The organism is Pseudomonas sp. Wu6 (assembly GCF_019891515.1).
GTDB classification, from domain to species: Bacteria; Pseudomonadota; Gammaproteobacteria; order Pseudomonadales; family Pseudomonadaceae; genus Aquipseudomonas; species Aquipseudomonas orientalis_A.
Window position 1 is genome coordinate 21759 of sequence record NZ_JAFLXH010000003.1, and the last position, 18514, is coordinate 40272.

The following is an 18514-nucleotide window of genomic DNA, read 5'->3' on the forward strand; positions in this document are numbered from 1 at the left end:
AAAATAGGTGCATCCATGCAGATTTCGGTAAATGAGTTCCTGACACCCCGCCACATTGATGTGCAGGTTGTCAGTCCAACCCGCGCTAAAATTACTCTCGAGCCTCTCGAGCGTGGTTTTGGCCACACCCTGGGCAACGCGCTGCGCCGCATCCTGTTGTCCTCAATGCCCGGCTGTGCAGTAGTCGAGGCCGAGATTGACGGTGTGCTCCACGAGTACAGCGCCATCGAAGGTGTACAGGAAGACGTAATTGAAATCCTGTTGAACCTTAAAGGTCTGGCTATCAAGCTGCACGGCCGTGACGAAGTTACGCTGACCTTGTCGAAGAAGGGTTCGGGGGTGGTTACCGCTGCCGATATTCAGCTGGATCATGATGTCGAGATCGTTAATCCCGATCACGTAATCGCTAACCTGGCGTCTAACGGCGCCCTGAACATGAAGCTCACCGTAGCTCGTGGTCGTGGTTATGAACCGGCCGACTCGCGTCAGAGCGATGAAGACGAAAGCCGCAGCATTGGTCGCTTGCAGCTTGACTCTTCGTTCAGCCCGGTTCGCCGTATCGCATACGTGGTGGAAAACGCCCGTGTCGAGCAGCGTACTAACCTGGACAAGCTGGTTATTGATCTGGAAACCAACGGTACTCTGGATCCTGAAGAGGCTATCCGCCGCGCTGCAACCATTCTGCAACAGCAGTTGGCTGCGTTCGTCGACCTCAAGGGTGACAGCGAACCAGTGGTAATCGAGCAGGAAGACGAGATCGATCCGATCCTGCTTCGCCCGGTTGACGATCTGGAACTGACTGTACGTTCGGCTAACTGCCTTAAGGCGGAAAACATCTACTACATCGGCGACCTGATTCAGCGTACCGAAGTAGAGCTGTTGAAGACTCCGAACCTTGGCAAGAAATCCTTGACTGAAATCAAGGACGTTCTGGCCTCCCGCGGTCTGTCCCTCGGCATGCGCCTCGACAACTGGCCGCCTGCAAGTCTTAAGAAGGACGACAAGGCGACTGCCTGATCGTCGTAATCACCGAACGTGAGTTTGGTAAGGAATGAACCATGCGTCATCGTAAAAGTGGTCGTCACCTGAGCCGTACCAGCTCGCACCGCAAGGCCATGTTCCAAAACATGGCGGTGTCGCTGTTCGAGCACGAGCTGATCAAAACTACACTGCCGAAAGCTAAAGAACTGCGTCGCGTTGCTGAGCCGCTGATCACTTTGGCCAAGACAGACAGCCTGGCTAACCGCCGTTTGGCTTTCGACCGTACTCGTTCGAAAGCTATCGTTGGTAAGCTCTTCAACGACCTGGGCAAGCGTTATGCTACCCGTGAGGGTGGCTACCTGCGCATCCTCAAGTGCGGCTTCCGCACTGGCGACAACGCGCCTATGGCGTACGTCGAGTTGGTTGATCGTGCTACTGCCGGCGAAGCTGTAAGCGCCGAGTAACACGACAGTCTGCAACGAAGAACCGGGCCTGGCGCCCGGTTTTTTGTGCGCGTAATAAAAGCGCATTAGGTCCCGGTTTCCCGGGGACGCTGGGCGAGATGGACGTTGGCTCGGTTGGTAGTAATTTTCTATTGAAGCCTACAATTTAATAAATTTGTAGGTGTCATGTTGTTGATTGATACTCCCTCCAAGCCGATTAGCCGGCAGTTCCAAGCCAGACCTGAGGAAATTGCGCATGAGCCAGAATAAAGTCCTTACCACCGCCAGCGGTGCACCCGTTGCGGATAATCAGAATTCCCGTTCTGCCGGCCCCCGTGGCCCGCTGCTGCTCGACGACTTCCACCTGATCGAGAAGCTCGCTCACTTCAACCGTGAAAATATTCCGGAGCGCCGTGTACACGCCAAAGGTTCGGGCGCCTACGGTACGTTCACCGTCACCCGAGACATCACTCAATACACCAGCGCCAAGCTGTTCGAGTCAGTGGGTAAGCAAACCCCAACGTTCCTGCGGTTCTCCACTGTAGGTGGTGAGCGCGGTTCGGCTGACACTGAGCGCGACCCACGCGGCTTCGCCTTGAAGTTCTATACCGAGGAAGGCAACTGGGACATCGTTGGCAACAATACGCCTGTGTTCTTCATCCGTGACCCGCTGAAATTCCCGGATTTCATCCACACCCAAAAGCGTCTGCCGCAGAGCAACCTGAAAAGCGCACAGATGATGTGGGACTTCTGGTCGCACTCCCCAGAGGCGCTGCACCAGGTCACCATCCTGTTCTCGGACCGTGGCATCCCTGATGGCTACCGCCACATGCACGGCTTCGGCAGTCACACCTACAGCCTGATCAACGCCAACGGCGAGCGTCACTGGGTGAAATGGCACTACAAGACCAAGCAAGGCATCAAGAACCTGGCGCCGGCTGAAGCTGCGCGCCTGGCGGGTACCGATCCTGACTATGCCCAGCGCGATCTGTTTGGCGCCATTGAACGTGGTGATTTCCCAAAATGGCGCGTTTGCATCCAGATCATGACCGAGGCTCAAGCGAACGCTCACTACGAAAACCCGTTTGACGTCACCAAGACCTGGTCGCAAAAAGAATTCCCACTGATCGAGGTGGGCGAGCTGGAACTCAACCGCAACCCGCAGAACTACTTCGCCGAAGTGGAACAGGCCGCGTTCGGCCCAAGCAATATGGTCCCAGGCGTTGGCCTGTCGCCGGACCGTATGCTGCAAGGTCGCGTCTTTGCCTACGCAGATGCTCACCGGTACCGTGTTGGCACCAATCACCAGCAACTGCCGGTGAATGCTCCACGTAACCCGGTCAACAGCTACCAGCGTGACGGTTCGATGGCCTTTGGCAGTAATGGTGGCGCTGCGCCTAACTACGAGCCAAACAGCTACGGCGATGCGCCAAAGCAGGCGCCACAGTACGCGGAGCCTGCACTGGCCTTGAGCGGCGCAGCTGATCGTTACGATCATCGCGAAGACACTGATTACTACAGCCACGCCGGTGCACTGTTCCGCTTGATGAATGACGAGCAGAAAGCGCTGCTGACCAGCAACATCGCCGGTGCGATGGGCGGTGTTTCCAGTGATGTGGTCCAGCGTCAGTTGCAGCATTTTTACAAAGCGGATCCCGCTTATGGAGAAGCAATCGCAAATGCACTGGGTGTATCGCTTAACTGACTCTAAACGATAAGCAGAACCGCCCTCATTTGGGCGGTTTTTGCGTTATTTCAGCTACTTTTCTCCGGAAATCTTCGCTTTTCTGCCGTTGATCCCGTGACCTTCAGGTCAGCATGGTTCAAACTACAGACTTTCAAGCAGGGAGATGTAGGGCGATGCAAGGTCACCCCGACGTAATCGATTACCTCAACACGTTGCTGACGGGCGAACTGGCAGCTCGTGACCAATATTTCATCCATTCGCGTATGTACGAAGACTGGGGCTTTACCGAGCTCTATGAACGTATTAACCATGAGATGGAAGAAGAGGCGCAGCACGCTGACGCACTGATGCGTCGTATCCTCATGCTCGAAGGCACGCCGCGCATGCGTCCCGACGACCTGGATGTGGGCACCACAGTGCCGGATATGCTCGCTGCCGACCTTCGTCTCGAATACAAGGTCCGTGCCGCGCTCTGCAAGGGCATTGAGCTGTGCGAGCAGCACAACGACTATGTCACTCGCGAGATCCTGCGCGTGCAGTTGAATGACACCGAAGAAGATCATACCTACTGGCTGGAAAAGCAGTTGGGTCTGATCAAGCTGATTGGCCTGGAAAACTACCTGCAATCGCAGTTCTGATTCCGGCTACGAAAAAGCCCCTGCCACCGATGAGGTGACAGGGGCTTTTTATCGGGCCCGGTAAATCAGGCCCGGTCGCGCTCCAGCAACGGCTTCAGATAGTAGCCAGTATGGGATTGCGACATCTCGGCAACTTGCTCCGGTGTACCCACAGCAATGATCTGCCCGCCCTTGGAACCGCCTTCCGGCCCCAGGTCCACCAGCCAGTCGGCAGTCTTGATCACATCCAGGTTGTGTTCAATCACCACCACCGTATTGCCGTGATCGCGCAAGCGATGCAGCACGTCCAGCAGTTGCTGAATATCGGCAAAGTGCAGGCCAGTGGTTGGCTCATCAAGGATATACAAGGTTTTACCTGTATCCCGTTTGGACAACTCACGCGACAACTTCACCCGCTGCGCTTCACCACCCGACAGCGTGGTCGCCGACTGCCCCAGCTTGATATAAGACAGGCCGACATCCATCAATGTCTGCAGCTTGCGCGCCAACGCCGGAACTGCGTCGAAGAACACCCGAGCTTCCTCGATGGTCATCTCCAGGGTTTCGTGAATGTTCTTGCCCTTGTATTTGATTTCCAGGGTTTCACGGTTATAGCGCTTGCTCTTGCACACATCGCAGGGCACATAGATATCCGGCAGGAAGTGCATCTCGACCTTGATCAAGCCATCGCCCTGGCAGGCTTCACAGCGACCGCCCTTGACGTTGAACGAGAACCGGCCCGGCCCGTAGCCGCGAGAGCGGGATTCCGGAACACCGGCGAACAACTCGCGAATCGGCGTGAACAGCCCGGTGTAAGTCGCCGGGTTGGACCGCGGCGTACGGCCAATCGGGCTCTGGTCGATGTCGACCACCTTGTCCAGATGCTCCAGGCCCTTGATGCTGTCGTGGGCCGCCGCTTCCAGGGTGGTAGCGCCGTTCAGGGCGGTGGCACTGAGTGGGAACAACGTGTTGTTGATCAGCGTCGACTTGCCCGAGCCGGAAACCCCGGTCACACAGGTCAGCAGGCCCAGGGGGATTTCCAGATCCACATTGCGCAAGTTGTTGCCACGAGCACCCTTGAGGTGCAACGCCATCTTCTTGTTGCGCGGCGTGCGCTTGGCCGGCACCGCAATTTTCACGCGGCCCGACAGGTACTTGCCGGTCAGTGAATCCGGATGCGCCATGACTTCGGCAGGCGTGCCCTCGGCGACAATATGTCCGCCATGCACACCCGCGCCAGGGCCGATATCGACCACGTAATCCGCCAGGCGAATCGCGTCCTCGTCGTGCTCGACCACAATCACCGTGTTGCCGATATCCCGCAGGTGTTTCAACGTACCCAGCAAGCGATCGTTGTCGCGTTGATGCAAGCCGATCGACGGCTCATCGAGGATGTACAACACGCCCACCAGTCCCGCGCCGATCTGGCTGGCCAGGCGAATCCGCTGGGCCTCGCCGCCCGACAGGGTATCGGCACTGCGGTCCAGCGACAGATAGTCCAGGCCAACGTTGACCAGGAACTGCAGGCGCTCGCGGATTTCCTTGAGGATCTTGTCGGCAATCTCCCCACGGCGGCCGGTCAGCTTGAGCACACCAAAGTACTCACAGGCATCGCCGATTGGCAAGTTGGTCACCGCCGGCAACGTCTTCTCGCCAACCCACACATGCCGCGCTTCGCGGCGCAGGCGAGTGCCACGGCAATCAGGGCAAGGTTGGGTGCTGAGGAATTTCGCCAGCTCTTCGCGCACGCTGGCCGATTCGGTCTCGCGGTAACGGCGCTCAAGGTTCGGCACGATGCCTTCGAACGGGTGGGAGCGCTTGACGATGTCACCACGGTCGTTCAGATACTTGAAGTCGACGTTCTGCGAGCCGCTGCCGTTGAGGATGACCTTCTGCTGGTCCGCCGGCAGTTGGTTGAACGGCACTTCGAGGCTGAACTTGTAGTGCGACGCCAACGACCCCAACATCTGGAAGTAGTAGACGTTGCGCCTGTCCCAGCCACGAATCGCCCCCTCCGCCAACGTCAGGTCGCCGTTGACCAGGCGCTTGATGTCGAAGAACTGCTTGACGCCCAGGCCGTCACAGGTCGGGCAGGCGCCGGCCGGGTTGTTGAAGGAAAACAGCTTGGGTTCCAGTTCGCTGATGGCATGGCCGCAGATCGGGCAGGCAAAGCGCGCGGAGAAGATGATCTCTTCGCCCGGCTCGTCGTCCATGGGCGCGACCAGGGCAATACCGTCGGCCAGCTTCAACGCGGTCTCGAAGGATTCCGCCAGGCGCTGCTGCAGGTCGGCACGCACCTTGAAACGGTCGACCACCACGTCGATGGAGTGCTTCTTCTGCTTGTCTAGCTTGGGCGCTTCATCCAGCTCATAAAGCTTGCCGTTGATGCGGGCGCGCACGAAACCTTGCGCCCGCAGCTCTTCAAAGACCGAGAGATGCTCGCCCTTGCGCTCGCGGATGACGGGCGCCAGCAGCATCAGCTTGGCGCCCTCCGGCTGGGCCAGCACCAGGTCAACCATCTGGCTGACGGTCTGGGCTTCCAGGGGAATATCGTGGTCCGGGCAGCGTGGAATACCCACGCGTGCATACAGCAGACGCAGGTAATCGTAGATTTCGGTAATGGTGCCCACGGTGGAGCGCGGGTTATGGGACGTCGATTTCTGCTCGATGGAAATGGCCGGCGACAAACCTTCGATGGTGTCGACGTCGGGCTTTTCCATCATGGACAGGAACTGCCGGGCATAGGCCGACAGCGATTCCACATAGCGGCGCTGGCCTTCGGCATACAGCGTGTCGAACGCCAGGGACGATTTGCCCGAACCGGACAGGCCGGTGATGACGATCAGTTTGTCCCGGGGCAGGGTCAGGTCGATGTTCTTCAGGTTGTGGGTTCTAGCCCCACGAATCAGGATCTTGTCCAAGATGGCCTCGCACGGCGGGCGTAAATAATGCCGGAGTATACGGCTAAAGACTGGATGAATATACACTGTCAAAAGGCCGCTTGCAGCCTTACATGAAAGCTGCGCGGCAAAGCGCCGCATATACCCTCTCAATCGATGGGACTGGTAGAATCGCCGCCGGTTCACACGAGGTTTTTCCATGCACGATCCCCACAGCGAACGCATGAGTAGCGGCGAGACCCGAGCGGCAAGCGGTCTGGCCCTGGTGTTCGCCTTCCGTATGCTGGGCATGTTTATGGTGTTGCCGGTGCTGGCGACCTATGGAATGGATCTCGCAGGCGCGACCCCCGCATTGATCGGCCTGGCGATTGGCGCCTATGGCCTGACCCAGGCGCTCTTCCAGATACCGTTCGGCATCATTTCCGACCGTATAGGCCGTCGCCCGGTGATTTACCTGGGGCTGATCGTGTTCGCCCTCGGCAGTGTGCTCGCGGCGCAGTCCGATTCGATCTGGGGCGTGATCGCCGGACGTATCCTGCAAGGCGCCGGGGCGATTTCCGCTGCGGTGATGGCGTTGCTGTCGGACCTGACCCGCGAACAGCATCGCACCAAGGCCATGGCCATGATCGGCATGACCATTGGTTTGTCGTTTGCCGTGGCGATGGTGGTCGGCCCGCTGCTGACTCGCGCTTTCGGCCTGCACGGGTTGTTCCTGGCCACCGGCGGCATGGCGTTGGTCGGTATCGTGATCGTGGCCTTCATGGTGCCGCGCTCGACCGGCACGCTGCAGCACCGTGAGTCCGGCGTCGCGCGCAAGGCGCTGTTGCCGACGCTCAAGCACCCGGACCTGCTGCGTCTGGATTTAGGTATCTTCGTGTTGCACGCAATGCTGATGTGCAGCTTCGTCGCCTTGCCCCTGGCGCTGGTGCAGAAAGCCGGTTTGCCCAAGGAGCAGCACTGGTGGGTCTACCTGACCGCCCTGTTGGTTTCGTTCTTCGCCATGATCCCGTTCATCATCTACGGCGAGAAGAAACGCAAAATGAAACGAGTTCTGCTCGGCGCCGTCGCGACATTGATGCTCACTGAACTATTCTTCTGGCAGTTCGGCGACAGCCTGCGGGCGCTGGTGATCGGCACGGTGGTGTTCTTCACCGCGTTCAACCTGCTGGAAGCGTCATTGCCGTCGCTGATCAGCAAGGTTTCACCGGCCGGCGGCAAGGGCACGGCGATGGGCGTGTATTCCACCAGCCAGTTCCTCGGTTCGGCGCTGGGCGGGATCATGGGTGGCTGGATGTTCCAGCATGGCGGTTTGTCGGTTGTGTTCCTCGGATGCGCCGGGCTGGCTGCACTTTGGCTGGTCTTTGCTGTTACCATGCGCGAACCTCCGTATGTGACGAGCCTACGCCTGCCGTTATCGCCTGAAGCGATGCGCGAAGCCGGCTTGGCCGAGCGCCTGAAGGCCGTCGTTGGAGTAACGGACGCAGTAGTGGTCGCAGAAGAAACTGCGATTTACATCAAATTGGACACCGAATTATTGGATCGCGCGACGCTCGAGCACCTGGTCAACCCAGTGCCGACAGCGCGCCCAGCCTAGGAGAACGTTATGGCCCGTGGGGTTAACAAAGTCATATTGGTCGGTACATGCGGCCAGGATCCCGAAGTTCGCTACCTGCCTAACGGTAACGCCGTGACGAACCTGAGTCTGGCGACCAGCGAACAGTGGACCGACAAGCAGACAGGCCAGAAGGTCGAGAAAACCGAATGGCACCGCGTGTCGATGTTCGGCAAAGTGGCCGAGATCGCCGGTGAGTACCTGCGCAAAGGTTCGCAGGTCTACATCGAAGGCAAACTGCAAACCCGCGAGTGGGAAAAAGACGGCATCAAGCGTTACACCACTGAAATCGTGGTCGACATGCAAGGCACCATGCAATTGCTGGGCGGCCGTCCACAGGGCGACCAACAGGGCCAGGGCGGCATGTCCAACTCGGCACCGCGTCCACAGCAATCGCGTCCGCAGCCAAGCCAGCAGCCTCAGCGCGAGTCGCGCCCGGCGCCACAACAGGCCGCTCCGCAGCCGGCTCCGGATTTCGACAGCTTTGATGACGATATCCCGTTCTGAGGCCTAAACCTCCAGACACAACAAAACCCCCGATAGCCCTGGCGTCGGGGGTTTTTTATGGGCGATGCTTAACCACCAAGAGAGGAGAACCCGATGACCTGGTCCGCCAAGCAGTACACGATGTTCGAGCAGCAGCGCACGCGCCCCGTCCGCGACCTGGTGGCCGCGATTCCCAATACCGATGTGGGCACGGCCGTTGATCTGGGCTGTGGTCCCGGCAATTCCACCCAGGTGTTGGCCGAACGCTTTCCACACGCCCACATTACCGGCATGGACAGCTCCGATGACATGCTGCGCGACGCCCGCAAGCGCCTGCCGGCCTTGAGCTTCGAACTGGCGGATATCGGCGCCTGGAGCCCGGCGCAGCCCTTCGACGTGATTCTCGCCAATGCGTCTCTGCAATGGCTGCCTGACCACGCCTCGCTCTATCCGCACCTGGTCAACCAACTGACCCCCGGCGGCACGCTGGCGGTGCAGACGCCGGACAACCTCGACGAGCCTGCCCACCGGCTCGCCCGTGAGGTCGCAGCGCAGGGGCCATGGGCCGCGAAGATCGGCGCGGTCAAGCATAACGAGCGGCATTCGGCGAGCTATTACTTCGAACTGCTGAACCGGCATTGCAGCACCGTCGATGTCTGGCGTACCACCTACCACCATCCGTTGGCAGACCACGGGGCAGTGGTGGAGTGGTTCAAGGGTTCAGCGCTGCGGCCTTTCCTGGCGCCACTGAACGATGACGAAAAAGCCGCTTTCCTGCAGGCGTACCAGGCACGGATTACCCAGGCTTATCCAGCCCTGGCGGATGGCACGGTACTGCTGCCATTCCCACGCCTGTTTATCATCGCCACGCGCTGAACGCGCCAAGCGGCGGTCAAGCCACCGCCGCTTGGGCTTTCAAATAGTCTTGCGTCGACACCACACTCGCATAGCCGAAGGCCAGCGCGGCCATGTAGGCGCCATGCACCTGCGCGGCGGGAATCACCTGCCCATTGAAATTCTGGTCACAGGTAGCGCAGGCGTCATGAATGACCGTGACCTTGTAGCCCAAGTCTGCCGCCGCCCGCACTACAGCGTCGATGCACATATGGCTCATGCTGCCGACCACCACCACGTCGGTAATGCTGCGCCGTTCCAGCAACTCGCGCAGGTTGGTCTGGCGAAAGGCATTCACAAAGTGCTTGAGCACCACCGGCTCGTTACCCTGGTTCAGCACGTTGGCATGCAACTGCGCGCCTTCGGAGCCCGGCGTGAAGAACGGCGCGTCATCGTCCGCGAACTCGTGACGCACGTGGATCACCGCATCGCCGGTCTGACGAAAGGCCTTCAGCACCTGCGCGGCGTTGTCCGCAGCGGCCTCCACACCGTCAAGCGGCCACTTGCCCTGGGGGAAGTAGTCGTTCTGGATATCGATCAGGATGAGTGCTTGCTTGGCCATGTGGGTTGCCTCGTGATGGGTTGATAGGTCCAGTATCTTAGCTGGCGCCGCCGTCGGATATCGGCTGCCGTACACGTGAATCGTGCAGAACGCCGCGTGCCCGAGGCCGCATCGTGCAGAATGGCGCGGGCTAACTGATATTGCGTGCCCGCCAACTGATTGATTTTCAAGCGCTCCTGCTCAACGCGAGCTTGGCCTGATCCCTGCTACGCTTCTTTTACACACATGGCCGGATGCCAAGGGGGATGCATGACCCCGATTTCACGTAAAAAGCTGGCGCTCTCTCATTCAACGCGCAGCGGCGCACCCCAGCATGAAGTGGAGACCAATCGCGCTCTGGCGCGCTGGCTCGCGCAGATACTGGGGCTAAAATTCGGCGGCAGCTACGACCCGCTCAAGCACGCCGGCCACGATCTGTACCTGCTTCCCACACAAACGCTGGTCGGGGCCGCCCAGGCACAAGCGCTCGATATCAAAGGCCCGCAAGACCTGTGGGGCGGTTATGTCGATCATGCGTTCATCTGTACCAAAGCCATCACTCATGGCCTGCTGAGCCCGCAAGCCCAGGCGCCCGAGGGCTGGTCGCCGCTGTTTTGTGAGCGCGTGCGCGACGTAGTCCTCGATGGCTTGAGTGTCTTCGCGCTGGAAGATGCACGGCCAGCCGCGACCCGTTTGCTCTACAGCGGGCCGATTCGCTTGAAGCCCGTAAACGCCTGCGCGGGGCGCGGGCAAGAGGTGATCCGCAGCCTCGACGAATTCGATGCCCTGCTGGCGCGTCCCGAAGCCGCCGCAATGTTTAATGATGGGGTGGTGCTGGAACAAGACCTGCAGGACGTAGTCACTCACAGTGTTGGCCAAAGCTTTATCGGCGATCACGTCATCAGTTACTGCGGCGAGCAATACCTGACCCGGGACGGGCAGGGCGAAGAGGTCTACGGCGGCTCCAAGCTGCTGGTGGTGCCCGGCGGTTACGACGACTTGCTCGCTCTGGCTCTGCCTGACGACGTACGCGAAGCCGTCAGGCAAGCGCAGGTTTTCGACAAGGCTGCCGATGAAGCCTACCCCGGCTTCTACGCCTCGCGCCGCAACTACGACATCGCCCAGGGGCTGGACAGCGACGGCCAACGCCGCAGTGGCGTGCTCGAACAGTCCTGGCGCATGGGCGGGGCCAGCAGCGCGGAAGTCGCGGCGCTGCAAAGCTTCGTCAACCACCCCGGCTTGCGCGCGATCCGCGTGGCCTCGGTGGAAACCTATGTGGACCGGACGTTACCGGCAGACGCCATCGAGGTGTACCGCGGCCCGGCTGAAAACAGCGACTTTCTCCTCAAATATGTGACGGTTAACGCTTATGACGGCTAGAAGCGAGAGCATCGCAATCGACATTGACGACGAACAGATGAGCGGGACCTTCCTCAGCCCCAAATCCAAAGTGCCGGGCGTGTTGTTCGTGCACGGCTGGGGCGGCAGCCAGGAGCGCGACCTGGAGCGCGCCAAAGGCATCGCGGGGCTCGGTTGCGTGTGTTTGACTTTCGACCTGCGCGGCCATGCAGGCACGGGTATCCCGCTTTCGCGCGTAACCCGTGAAGACAACCTGCGCGACCTGTTGGCCGCCTACGACCGCCTGCTGTCTCACCCGGCCATCGATACCTCGGCGGTGGCGGTCGTGGGCACCAGCTATGGGGGCTACCTGGCGGCGATCCTCACCTCATTGCGCCCGGTGCGCTGGCTGGCGTTGCGGGTGCCTGCGCTGTACCGCGATCAGGAATGGCTCAAGCCCAAGCGTGACCTGGATAAAGCCGACCTGATGGATTACCGCAGTACGCTGGTGCAGGCCGAAACCAACCGGGCCCTGCATGCCTGCGCAAAATTCAGCGGTGATGTGCTGATCGTCGAATCGGAGACCGACGACCACGTGCCCCACGCCACCATCATGAGTTATCGCGCGGCCTGCCAGCACACCCATTCCCTGACCCACCGCATCATCGATGGCGCCGACCATTCGTTGAGCGACCCGGTGTCGCAACAGGCCTACACCTCGATCCTGGTGGACTGGATCACCGAGATGGTGGTGGGTGAACGTTTGAGCATCATCCAGTCTCGCTAACACGCTAAGCGGGTGTTTTCTTCACCCGCAACGCCTTGGCCTTCGCTTCCACCCCCAAATACATCACCAGCGCGATCAACAACGGGCAAATGAAATAGATTGCCCGATAGGCAATCAACCCGGCCAGCAGACTGCCGCGCGACGCCTCATGTTGCAACAGCCCGATAAACACTGCTTCCAGCACCCCAAGGCCCGCTGGAATATGCGTGAGCACCCCGGCAATCGCGCTGATCAGCAGCACCCCCAGCACCAGCGGATAATCCAGTTTCGCCGGCAACAGCGTGAAAATCACCGCCGCCATCAGCGACCAGTTCAGCGCGCCCAACATCAATTGCAAGCACGCCATGCGCAGCGACGGCAGGTTGATTTCCATGCCGCGAATCGTCCACGCACGTTTTTTCGAAAACTGGCAGGCCACCAGGTAACCGAGGCTTGCCAGCACCAACAGCGCACCGATGCCTTGCAATGCCGTAGTGCTGACCTTCCAGCCCGGCGGCATGGTGACCAGGCCGCTGCTGAAGATCACGCCCGAGATCGCCATATAGCCGAACCAGTTGGTGGCCAGGCTCAGCCCCAGGATCTTGGCGATATTGCCGGTGCTCACCCCCAGTCGCGAATACAGCCGATAACGCATGGCGATGCCGCCCACCCACGCGCTCAGGTTGAGGTTGAACGCGTAGCTGATGATGCCCACGGGCAGGATCTGCTTCCAGCGCAAGGGCTGGCGAATGTAGGTGCGGCCGATCAGGTCGAAGCAGGCATACACAATAAAGCTGCACACGGTCAGCGCGCCGGCGATCAGCAGGGTGCGCACCTTGAATTCGCTCAACGTCTGCAGCACTTCGCTCCAGTCGATGCGTCGGGCAAGCAAGGTGAACAGCACGATCAGCAGCACAAAGAACGCAAGGGTCAGGGGCTTCTTCCAGCGCTGGAACCGCGAGCCGTTTTTTTCAGACGTCATGGGCCGGACTCTCAATGGGTTTCAAACGCGGCTTGTGTGCCGGCAGCCAGCCGGTGAGGGCGGGGAAGTGACGCATCACATGAAAGACCAGGAAGCCCACGGTCAGGCGCCACAACCACAGGCGCGGTTTGCGTTTTGCCGGCATGGTCTGGCAATGGTCCCTGGCGAGCGCTTCCAGGCTTTCGTACAACTGCTGATTGAACGCCCGGTCGCGAATCAGCACATTGGCTTCAAGGTTCAATGCCAGGCTCAACGGGTCCAGGTTGCTTGAGCCTACGGTGCTCCAGTCATCGTCTATCAACGCCACCTTGCCGTGCAGGGGGCGCTGGCAGTACTCGTGAATGACCACGCCGTCCTTGAGCAGATAGTCATACAGCATGCGCGCCGCCAGCTTGGCGAGCAGCACATCCGGTTGGCCCTGCATGATCAATTGCACGTGCACGCCACGGCGCGCGGCGTTGCGGATTTCACGCAGCAGACGGTAACCGGGGAAGAAATACGCGTTGGCAATCACGGCGCGCGTACGCGCTTTGCTCAAGGCGTGAATATAGGCTTCTTCGATGTCATCGCGATGCTGCACGTTGTCGCGATAAATCAGGCGTACCAGACCGTCTTCGTCAGACGTTGCCCATGGCGTAGGACGTTGCTGGCGCCGCCGCCATCCACGCCGCGTACGCACCTGGCGACCACTTTGCGCCAGGGCGAAGTGGTGCAGGTCGGCCACCGCCGGGCCAACGATTTGCACCGCATAGTCCTGCTTGGCTTCAGGGCCGAAGTCACCCAGATGGTCGGCGGAAAAGTTGATACCGCCGATGAACGCCACGCTGGCATCCACCACCACGATTTTGCGGTGCAGGCGACGGAACCAGTTGGTGCGGATACCCAGCGTCTTCGAGGCCGGATCGAACATCTGCACCACCACCCCGGCCTCGGCCAGCTCGCGCAAAAATGCCGTGCTCAGTTCGCCGCAACCAAAGCCATCCAGGCTGGCCACCACCTTCACTCCGCGCTGCGCGGCTTCGATCAGGATGGCTTTGAGCTCAAAGCCGACCTTGTCTTCGAAGAGGATAAACGTCTCCAGCAGAATCTCGCGCTGCGCCGCGCGCATGGCCTCGAACACCTTGGGAAAGTAGGCCTCGCCATTTTCCAGCAACTCGATGCGGTTGCCGCTCTGCCAGCCGTAGTCGAGGTCGCGCGCCTTGGCATCATCCGGCGGCTGATCGGTGGCGATATGTTCTACAGCAACGTTCATAGCTCAATCTCCACCGACAGCGGCACGTGGTCAGACAAATGGGACCAGGGCCGCGTGGTCAGCACCCGGGGGTTATGCACCTTCAGATTGCGCACATAAATGCGGTCCAGCGGCAACAACGGCAGGCGCGCGGGAAAGGTGCGTGCCGGCTTGCCCAAGGTCTGCATGAAGACTTCCTCGAGGCCGCTTTGGCTCAGGTCGGCACGCTGGCGCCAGTCGTTGAAATCGCCGGCGACCACCACTGGCGCGTCGGCCGGGATCTCGCTGATGCGTTGCTCCAGCAGGCGCAATTGCTGCTGGCGATGCACTTCACGCAGGCCCAGGTGGATGCAGATCGCATGCACTTCCTGCCCGCTGCCCGGCAGGCGCAGGACGCAATGCAGCAGGCCGCGGTTTTCGTGGCCGCTCTGGGAGATGTCGAGGTTGTCGTGACGGATGATCTGGAATTTCGACAGCAACGCGTTGCCGTGGTCGCCATGGGGGTAGACCGCGTTGCGCCCGTAGGCGAACTGCGGCCAGATGCTGTCGGCGAGAAACTCGTACTGCGGCATCTTCGGCCAGTCGCTGTAGCGCTGCGGATGCTGCTCGTGGGTGCCATGGATTTCCTGCAGGAACACCATGTCGGCGCCCACGCTGCGCACGGCTTCGCGCAATTCGGGCAGGATGAAACGCCGATTCAAGGCGGTGAAACCCTTGTGGATATTGACCGTCAGCACGGTAAAGCGAGTAATGGGGGCAGTGGGTGTGATGGGAATCAACTCCGGCTGTGTCATGGCAGCACTCCAGGTTCCGGCAGTTGCCCCGGCGCTGTCGCCAGGTGCTCATCCAGACCCAAAAGCTGTAACAATTGACGGGCATCGAAAGGCGCACGCACCTTGATGTCGTTATCGAAAAAGCAGAACACGTCGCGCTGTTTGCGCGTGCGTGGCTTGTGTTGCGGGTCGATCAACTGCGCATCCGCGGGCTGTTTGCCGTGCTGCCAACGCTCGATGCGCTCGCCCCAGCGCGCGAGGGCGTCGTCGGTGTAGCCACTGGCGTACAACTGCTTGTCGCCATGCAGGCGCAGGTACAGGAAGTTGGCGGTGACGTCTTCGGCATACGGCCACTTGCCAGCAGTGTCCGCCACCACCAGGGCGACGCCGTACTTGTCCAGTAACTGCACAAACTCAGGCACCGCAAAGCTCTTGTGGCGAATTTCCACCGCATGGCGCAACGGCTGCTTGCCGTAGGCCTTCATGCTCGCCTTGCCATTGAGGCGTGGCTCATGCTGATGGGCGAGGGCGGCGGCCTGCAAGGTGGTGGTGGGCAGCTCGGCCAGAAAGGCTTCGAACAGGGGCGGGTCGAACTTGAAACTGGGCGGGAACTGCCAGAGGATCGGCCCAAGCTTGTCCTTGAGCTCCAATACCCCGGAGGCGAAGAAATTCGCCATGGGCTTGTGTACATCGCGCAGGCGCAGGATGTGGGTGATATAGCGCGGGGCCTTGACGCTGAACATGAACCCTTCGGGCGTGTCGGCATACCACTCGGCGTAGCGCTTGGGGGTTTGCAGCGCGTAGAACGAACCGTTGATTTCGATCGCATTGACGGCGCGTGAGGCAAACTGCAACTCGCGTTTCTGGGTCAAGCCTTCGGGGTAGAAATCGCCCCGCCAGGGCGTATAGCGCCAGCCGGAAATGCCGATGTGAATCGCCGCCATGCTTACTCCCGTTGATCCAGGGTCGATTGCCCCGCGTTTTGGGATGACTACGATCTTTGGCCGAAAGTTTCCACATTCCTACAGGCGGTAGAGGGGCAGGAGGTGGGGCAGGGCCGGGCGAATCAGGGGAACGATCACGGCTCAAACCCGTCAGTTCCTTACAGACCCCCAGAAGGAGCCCGGTGTTTTGCTGAATTTAAAGACTGCATTACTGCTCGTCGCGCTGCTGCTATGCGGCAACGGCGCACTGCAAGCCGCGGCCACCGCGCCTGAACCCGAAGCCCCGGCCAAGCCGGAATTGCTGGTGGAGGGCGGGCTGCTCGGGGCCATCAGCTCCAGCATCGATGATGTGCAACAGAAGCTGGACCTCAACCAAAATTTCATCGACGAGTGGCGCCTGCGTGCCGACCGGGCCGCGAATGAAGTCGGGCGTCTGGTCGACCAGACGGCGGCGCGCTCGCCATGGAGCGTGGCCGGAGATTTCCTGCTGCTGTCGGCCGTGTGGATCGGTGCCTTTGCAGTGCTGACGCTGGTGGGCCGCCTTATCGTGCGGCGCTTGGGCCTGCGGGGTTTTTTCCAGCGCCGGGCGCGCCTGCTGGCGGTGCTGGGGTATGTGGTGCCCTACACCCTCCCGGCCATTATCTGCCTGCCGTTGACGCTGTATGTCAGCCACTTTTTAGCCACCTCCGTGGGCCGGGCGCTGGCGCTGTGTTTTGCCTACGCCACCAGCAGCGGCATCTTCTCCACCTCGATGCTGCTGTGCGTCATCGTCATGTTCAACCTCGGCCACAAGCGCCCGGCGGTGCGGTTGATCCGCGACTATTGCCCCAAACCGCTGTTCCTGATCGGCTTCCTCGCCGCCCTCAGTGACGCGTTGACCAGCCCGCAGATCGCCCGTCAGCTCGGCGGCAATATTACCAGCAGTATCGCGGTGTTTACCGGCCTGTTCGCGACGGTGATCTTTGGCGTGCTGGTGGTGCGTCTGCGCCGTCCGGTGGCGCACCTGATCCGTAATCGGCCGCTGGCCCAGCGTCTCAAGCATCCGGCGTTGCAGCAGTCGTTGCGGGTATTTTCCGGGCTCTGGTACTGGCCGATTCTGCTGATGGTGCTGGTCTCGGCAATCAACCTGATCGGTGCCGGCGACGACAATCAAAAGGCCCTGCGCTGTGCCTTGTTCACCACCATCCTGCTGATCGGCACGGTGTTTCTCAGCACCGTGCTGCAACACCTGTTCAAGTCTCGCAGCCAAGTGGCGATCCAGCGCAGCAGCGCCTACAAGGAGCGCTTCCTCAGCCTGTTGCACGCGATATTGCGCATCGTCATGGCGGTGGCTTTTATCGAAATCCTCGGGCGTATCTGGGGCGTGTCGTTGTTCGAGTTTGCCCAGCGCAACTCGGTGGGCCGGGCGATCAGCGATTCCCTCAGCAGCATCGGCTTGATCCTGCTGATGACCTGGCTGTTCTGGGTGGTGCTCGATACGGCGATTCAGGAAGCGCTCAAACCGCCGGTGAACAAGCGCTCCAGCCGCCAGCCCAGTACCCGTGTGAAAACCATCCTGCCGCTGTTGCGCAACGCCGTGAAAATCATCCTGGTGGTGATTTGTGCGATCACCACCATGGCCAACCTGGGCATCAACGTCGCGCCGCTGCTGGCGGGTGCGGGTGTGGTCGGCCTGGCCATCGGTTTCGGCTCGCAGCAACTGGTGCAGGACGTGATCACTGGCCTGTTCATCATCATCGAAGACACCCTGTCGATCGGCGACTGGGTGGTACTCGACTCCGGCCACGCCGGCACGGTCGAGGGCCTGACTATTCGCACCCTGCGCCTGCGCGACGGCAAGGGCTTTGTGCATTCGGTGCCGTTCGGGCAGATCAAGGCGGTTACCAACCAGTCGCGCCAGTTTGCGTATGCGTTCTTCTCGGTGCAGTTCACCTATGACACCGATGTGGACAAAGCCGTGGAACTGATCCGCGAAGCCGGCCAGTCGATCCGCGACGACGTGTTCCTCAAGTACAACCTGCAAGGGCCACTGGAGGTGTTCGGCGTCGACAAGATGGACCTCAATGGCGTGGTGCTGACGGCGCAGTTCCGTACCGTGTCGGGTGGGCAATATGCGGTGAGCCGCGCGTTTAACCAGCGCTTGAAGAAGCTTGTGGATAACTGCGACGAGGTGCATTTCGCGCAGACTTATCCACAGCAGGTTGTGTTGCCCAAGCGGGTGGGGCAGGAGCATGAGGTGGAGATGACCGAGCAGCCGCGTGCCGAATGAATGATTGGGGTGCCTGAGCTGGCGCCATCGGGGGCAGGCCCCCTCCCACC

16 protein-coding genes are annotated in these 18514 nt (G+C 60.4%); 10 read left to right on the forward strand and 6 right to left on the reverse strand.

Features of this window, described 5'->3' with window-relative positions:
- Window positions 1-15: 15 nt before the first annotated feature.
- From J1G34_RS02515 to bfr, 4 genes are all read left to right on the forward strand, one after another.
- The gene (locus J1G34_RS02515) at window positions 16-1017 is read left to right on the forward strand and encodes a DNA-directed RNA polymerase subunit alpha (protein WP_003176403.1); all 1002 of its coding nucleotides are present in this window, start codon (window positions 16-18) and stop codon (window positions 1015-1017) included.
- 41 nt (window positions 1018-1058) lie between these two features.
- Entirely contained in the window at window positions 1059-1445 is a 387-nt protein-coding gene (gene rplQ, locus J1G34_RS02520) for a 50S ribosomal protein L17 (protein ID WP_007918448.1), read from the forward strand.
- A gap of 235 nt (window positions 1446-1680) precedes the next feature.
- Window positions 1681-3129, forward strand: a complete 1449-nt coding sequence (locus J1G34_RS02525) for a catalase (RefSeq protein WP_065935554.1) — start codon at window positions 1681-1683, stop codon at window positions 3127-3129.
- 155 nt (window positions 3130-3284) lie between these two features.
- Complete coding sequence (bfr, locus tag J1G34_RS02530) at window positions 3285-3749, forward strand: bacterioferritin (protein ID WP_003176400.1); 465 nt, start codon at window positions 3285-3287, stop codon at window positions 3747-3749.
- Between the two features lie 65 nt (window positions 3750-3814).
- Here the strand turns inward: bfr and uvrA are convergent, their stop codons facing one another.
- Window positions 3815-6649, reverse strand: a complete 2835-nt coding sequence (uvrA, locus tag J1G34_RS02535) for an excinuclease ABC subunit UvrA (protein ID WP_065888412.1) — start codon at window positions 6647-6649, stop codon at window positions 3815-3817.
- A gap of 178 nt (window positions 6650-6827) precedes the next feature.
- Here uvrA and J1G34_RS02540 point away from each other — a divergent pair, with 178 nt between their 5' ends.
- From J1G34_RS02540 to tam, 3 genes are all read left to right on the forward strand, one after another.
- Window positions 6828-8222: an MFS transporter gene (locus tag J1G34_RS02540; RefSeq protein ID WP_065895691.1), complete on the forward strand. Its 1395-nt coding sequence runs from the start codon at window positions 6828-6830 to the stop codon at window positions 8220-8222.
- A gap of 9 nt (window positions 8223-8231) precedes the next feature.
- On the forward strand, window positions 8232-8747 hold the full coding sequence (locus J1G34_RS02545) for a single-stranded DNA-binding protein (protein WP_003232445.1): 516 nt from the start codon (window positions 8232-8234) through the stop codon (window positions 8745-8747).
- A gap of 93 nt (window positions 8748-8840) precedes the next feature.
- Window positions 8841-9602, forward strand: coding sequence for a trans-aconitate 2-methyltransferase (tam, locus tag J1G34_RS02550; protein WP_122462394.1), 762 nt, complete (start codon window positions 8841-8843; stop codon window positions 9600-9602).
- Between the two features lie 16 nt (window positions 9603-9618).
- Here the strand turns inward: tam and J1G34_RS02555 are convergent, their stop codons facing one another.
- The gene (locus tag J1G34_RS02555; RefSeq protein ID WP_065891607.1) at window positions 9619-10182 is read right to left on the reverse strand and encodes a cysteine hydrolase family protein; all 564 of its coding nucleotides are present in this window, start codon (window positions 10180-10182) and stop codon (window positions 9619-9621) included.
- 249 nt (window positions 10183-10431) lie between these two features.
- On the opposite strand from J1G34_RS02555, the gene J1G34_RS02560 reads away from it, so the two are divergent.
- Both J1G34_RS02560 and J1G34_RS02565 read left to right on the forward strand, forming a co-directional pair.
- Window positions 10432-11541, forward strand: a complete 1110-nt coding sequence (locus J1G34_RS02560) for a DUF3182 family protein (RefSeq protein ID WP_130138823.1) — start codon at window positions 10432-10434, stop codon at window positions 11539-11541.
- Window positions 11531-12286, forward strand: a complete 756-nt coding sequence (locus J1G34_RS02565) for an alpha/beta hydrolase family protein (protein WP_065935550.1) — start codon at window positions 11531-11533, stop codon at window positions 12284-12286. The genes J1G34_RS02560 and J1G34_RS02565 overlap by 11 nt, the downstream gene beginning before the upstream one ends.
- Window positions 12287-12290: 4 nt before the next feature.
- Here the strand turns inward: J1G34_RS02565 and J1G34_RS02570 are convergent, their stop codons facing one another.
- Genes J1G34_RS02570 through J1G34_RS02585 form a run of 4 tightly spaced genes read right to left on the reverse strand, consistent with a single transcriptional unit; the run spans window position 12291 to window position 16195 of the window.
- Window positions 12291-13247 (reverse strand): lysylphosphatidylglycerol synthase domain-containing protein, encoded by a 957-nt coding sequence (locus J1G34_RS02570; protein WP_065888406.1) that lies wholly within the window; start codon window positions 13245-13247, stop codon window positions 12291-12293.
- Entirely contained in the window at window positions 13237-14499 is a 1263-nt protein-coding gene (clsB, locus tag J1G34_RS02575; protein ID WP_065932508.1) for a cardiolipin synthase ClsB, read from the reverse strand. Before clsB ends, J1G34_RS02570 begins: the two co-directional genes overlap by 11 nt.
- The gene (locus J1G34_RS02580) at window positions 14496-15272 is read right to left on the reverse strand and encodes an endonuclease/exonuclease/phosphatase family protein (protein WP_065895686.1); all 777 of its coding nucleotides are present in this window, start codon (window positions 15270-15272) and stop codon (window positions 14496-14498) included. Before J1G34_RS02580 ends, clsB begins: the two co-directional genes overlap by 4 nt.
- Complete coding sequence (locus J1G34_RS02585) at window positions 15269-16195, reverse strand: DUF72 domain-containing protein (protein WP_222993222.1); 927 nt, start codon at window positions 16193-16195, stop codon at window positions 15269-15271. The genes J1G34_RS02580 and J1G34_RS02585 overlap by 4 nt, the downstream gene beginning before the upstream one ends.
- 187 nt (window positions 16196-16382) lie before the next feature.
- Here J1G34_RS02585 and J1G34_RS02590 point away from each other — a divergent pair, with 187 nt between their 5' ends.
- Window positions 16383-18464, forward strand: coding sequence for a mechanosensitive ion channel family protein (locus J1G34_RS02590; RefSeq protein ID WP_065891613.1), 2082 nt, complete (start codon window positions 16383-16385; stop codon window positions 18462-18464).
- Window positions 18465-18514 lie beyond the last annotated feature (50 nt).

What these genes read in the sequence shown, in the direction of transcription:
- J1G34_RS02515 (WP_003176403.1), top strand. Translation starts at nt 16, where the DNA reads ATGCAGATTTCGGTAAATGAGTTCCTGACACCCCGCCACATTGATGTG.
- rplQ (WP_007918448.1), top strand. Translation starts at nt 1,059, where the DNA reads ATGCGTCATCGTAAAAGTGGTCGTCACCTGAGCCGTACCAGCTCGCAC.
- J1G34_RS02525 (WP_065935554.1), top strand. Translation starts at nt 1,681, where the DNA reads ATGAGCCAGAATAAAGTCCTTACCACCGCCAGCGGTGCACCCGTTGCG.
- bfr (WP_003176400.1), top strand. Translation starts at nt 3,285, where the DNA reads ATGCAAGGTCACCCCGACGTAATCGATTACCTCAACACGTTGCTGACG.
- J1G34_RS02540 (WP_065895691.1), top strand. Translation starts at nt 6,828, where the DNA reads ATGCACGATCCCCACAGCGAACGCATGAGTAGCGGCGAGACCCGAGCG.
- J1G34_RS02545 (WP_003232445.1), top strand. Translation starts at nt 8,232, where the DNA reads ATGGCCCGTGGGGTTAACAAAGTCATATTGGTCGGTACATGCGGCCAG.
- tam (WP_122462394.1), top strand. Translation starts at nt 8,841, where the DNA reads ATGACCTGGTCCGCCAAGCAGTACACGATGTTCGAGCAGCAGCGCACG.
- J1G34_RS02555 (WP_065891607.1), bottom strand. Translation starts at nt 10,182, where the DNA reads ATGGCCAAGCAAGCACTCATCCTGATCGATATCCAGAACGACTACTTC.
- J1G34_RS02560 (WP_130138823.1), top strand. Translation starts at nt 10,432, where the DNA reads ATGACCCCGATTTCACGTAAAAAGCTGGCGCTCTCTCATTCAACGCGC.
- J1G34_RS02565 (WP_065935550.1), top strand. Translation starts at nt 11,531, where the DNA reads ATGACGGCTAGAAGCGAGAGCATCGCAATCGACATTGACGACGAACAG.
- J1G34_RS02570 (WP_065888406.1), bottom strand. Translation starts at nt 13,247, where the DNA reads ATGACGTCTGAAAAAAACGGCTCGCGGTTCCAGCGCTGGAAGAAGCCC.
- clsB (WP_065932508.1), bottom strand. Translation starts at nt 14,499, where the DNA reads ATGAACGTTGCTGTAGAACATATCGCCACCGATCAGCCGCCGGATGAT.
- J1G34_RS02580 (WP_065895686.1), bottom strand. Translation starts at nt 15,272, where the DNA reads ATGACACAGCCGGAGTTGATTCCCATCACACCCACTGCCCCCATTACT.
- J1G34_RS02585 (WP_222993222.1), bottom strand. Translation starts at nt 16,195, where the DNA reads ATGGCGGCGATTCACATCGGCATTTCCGGCTGGCGCTATACGCCCTGG.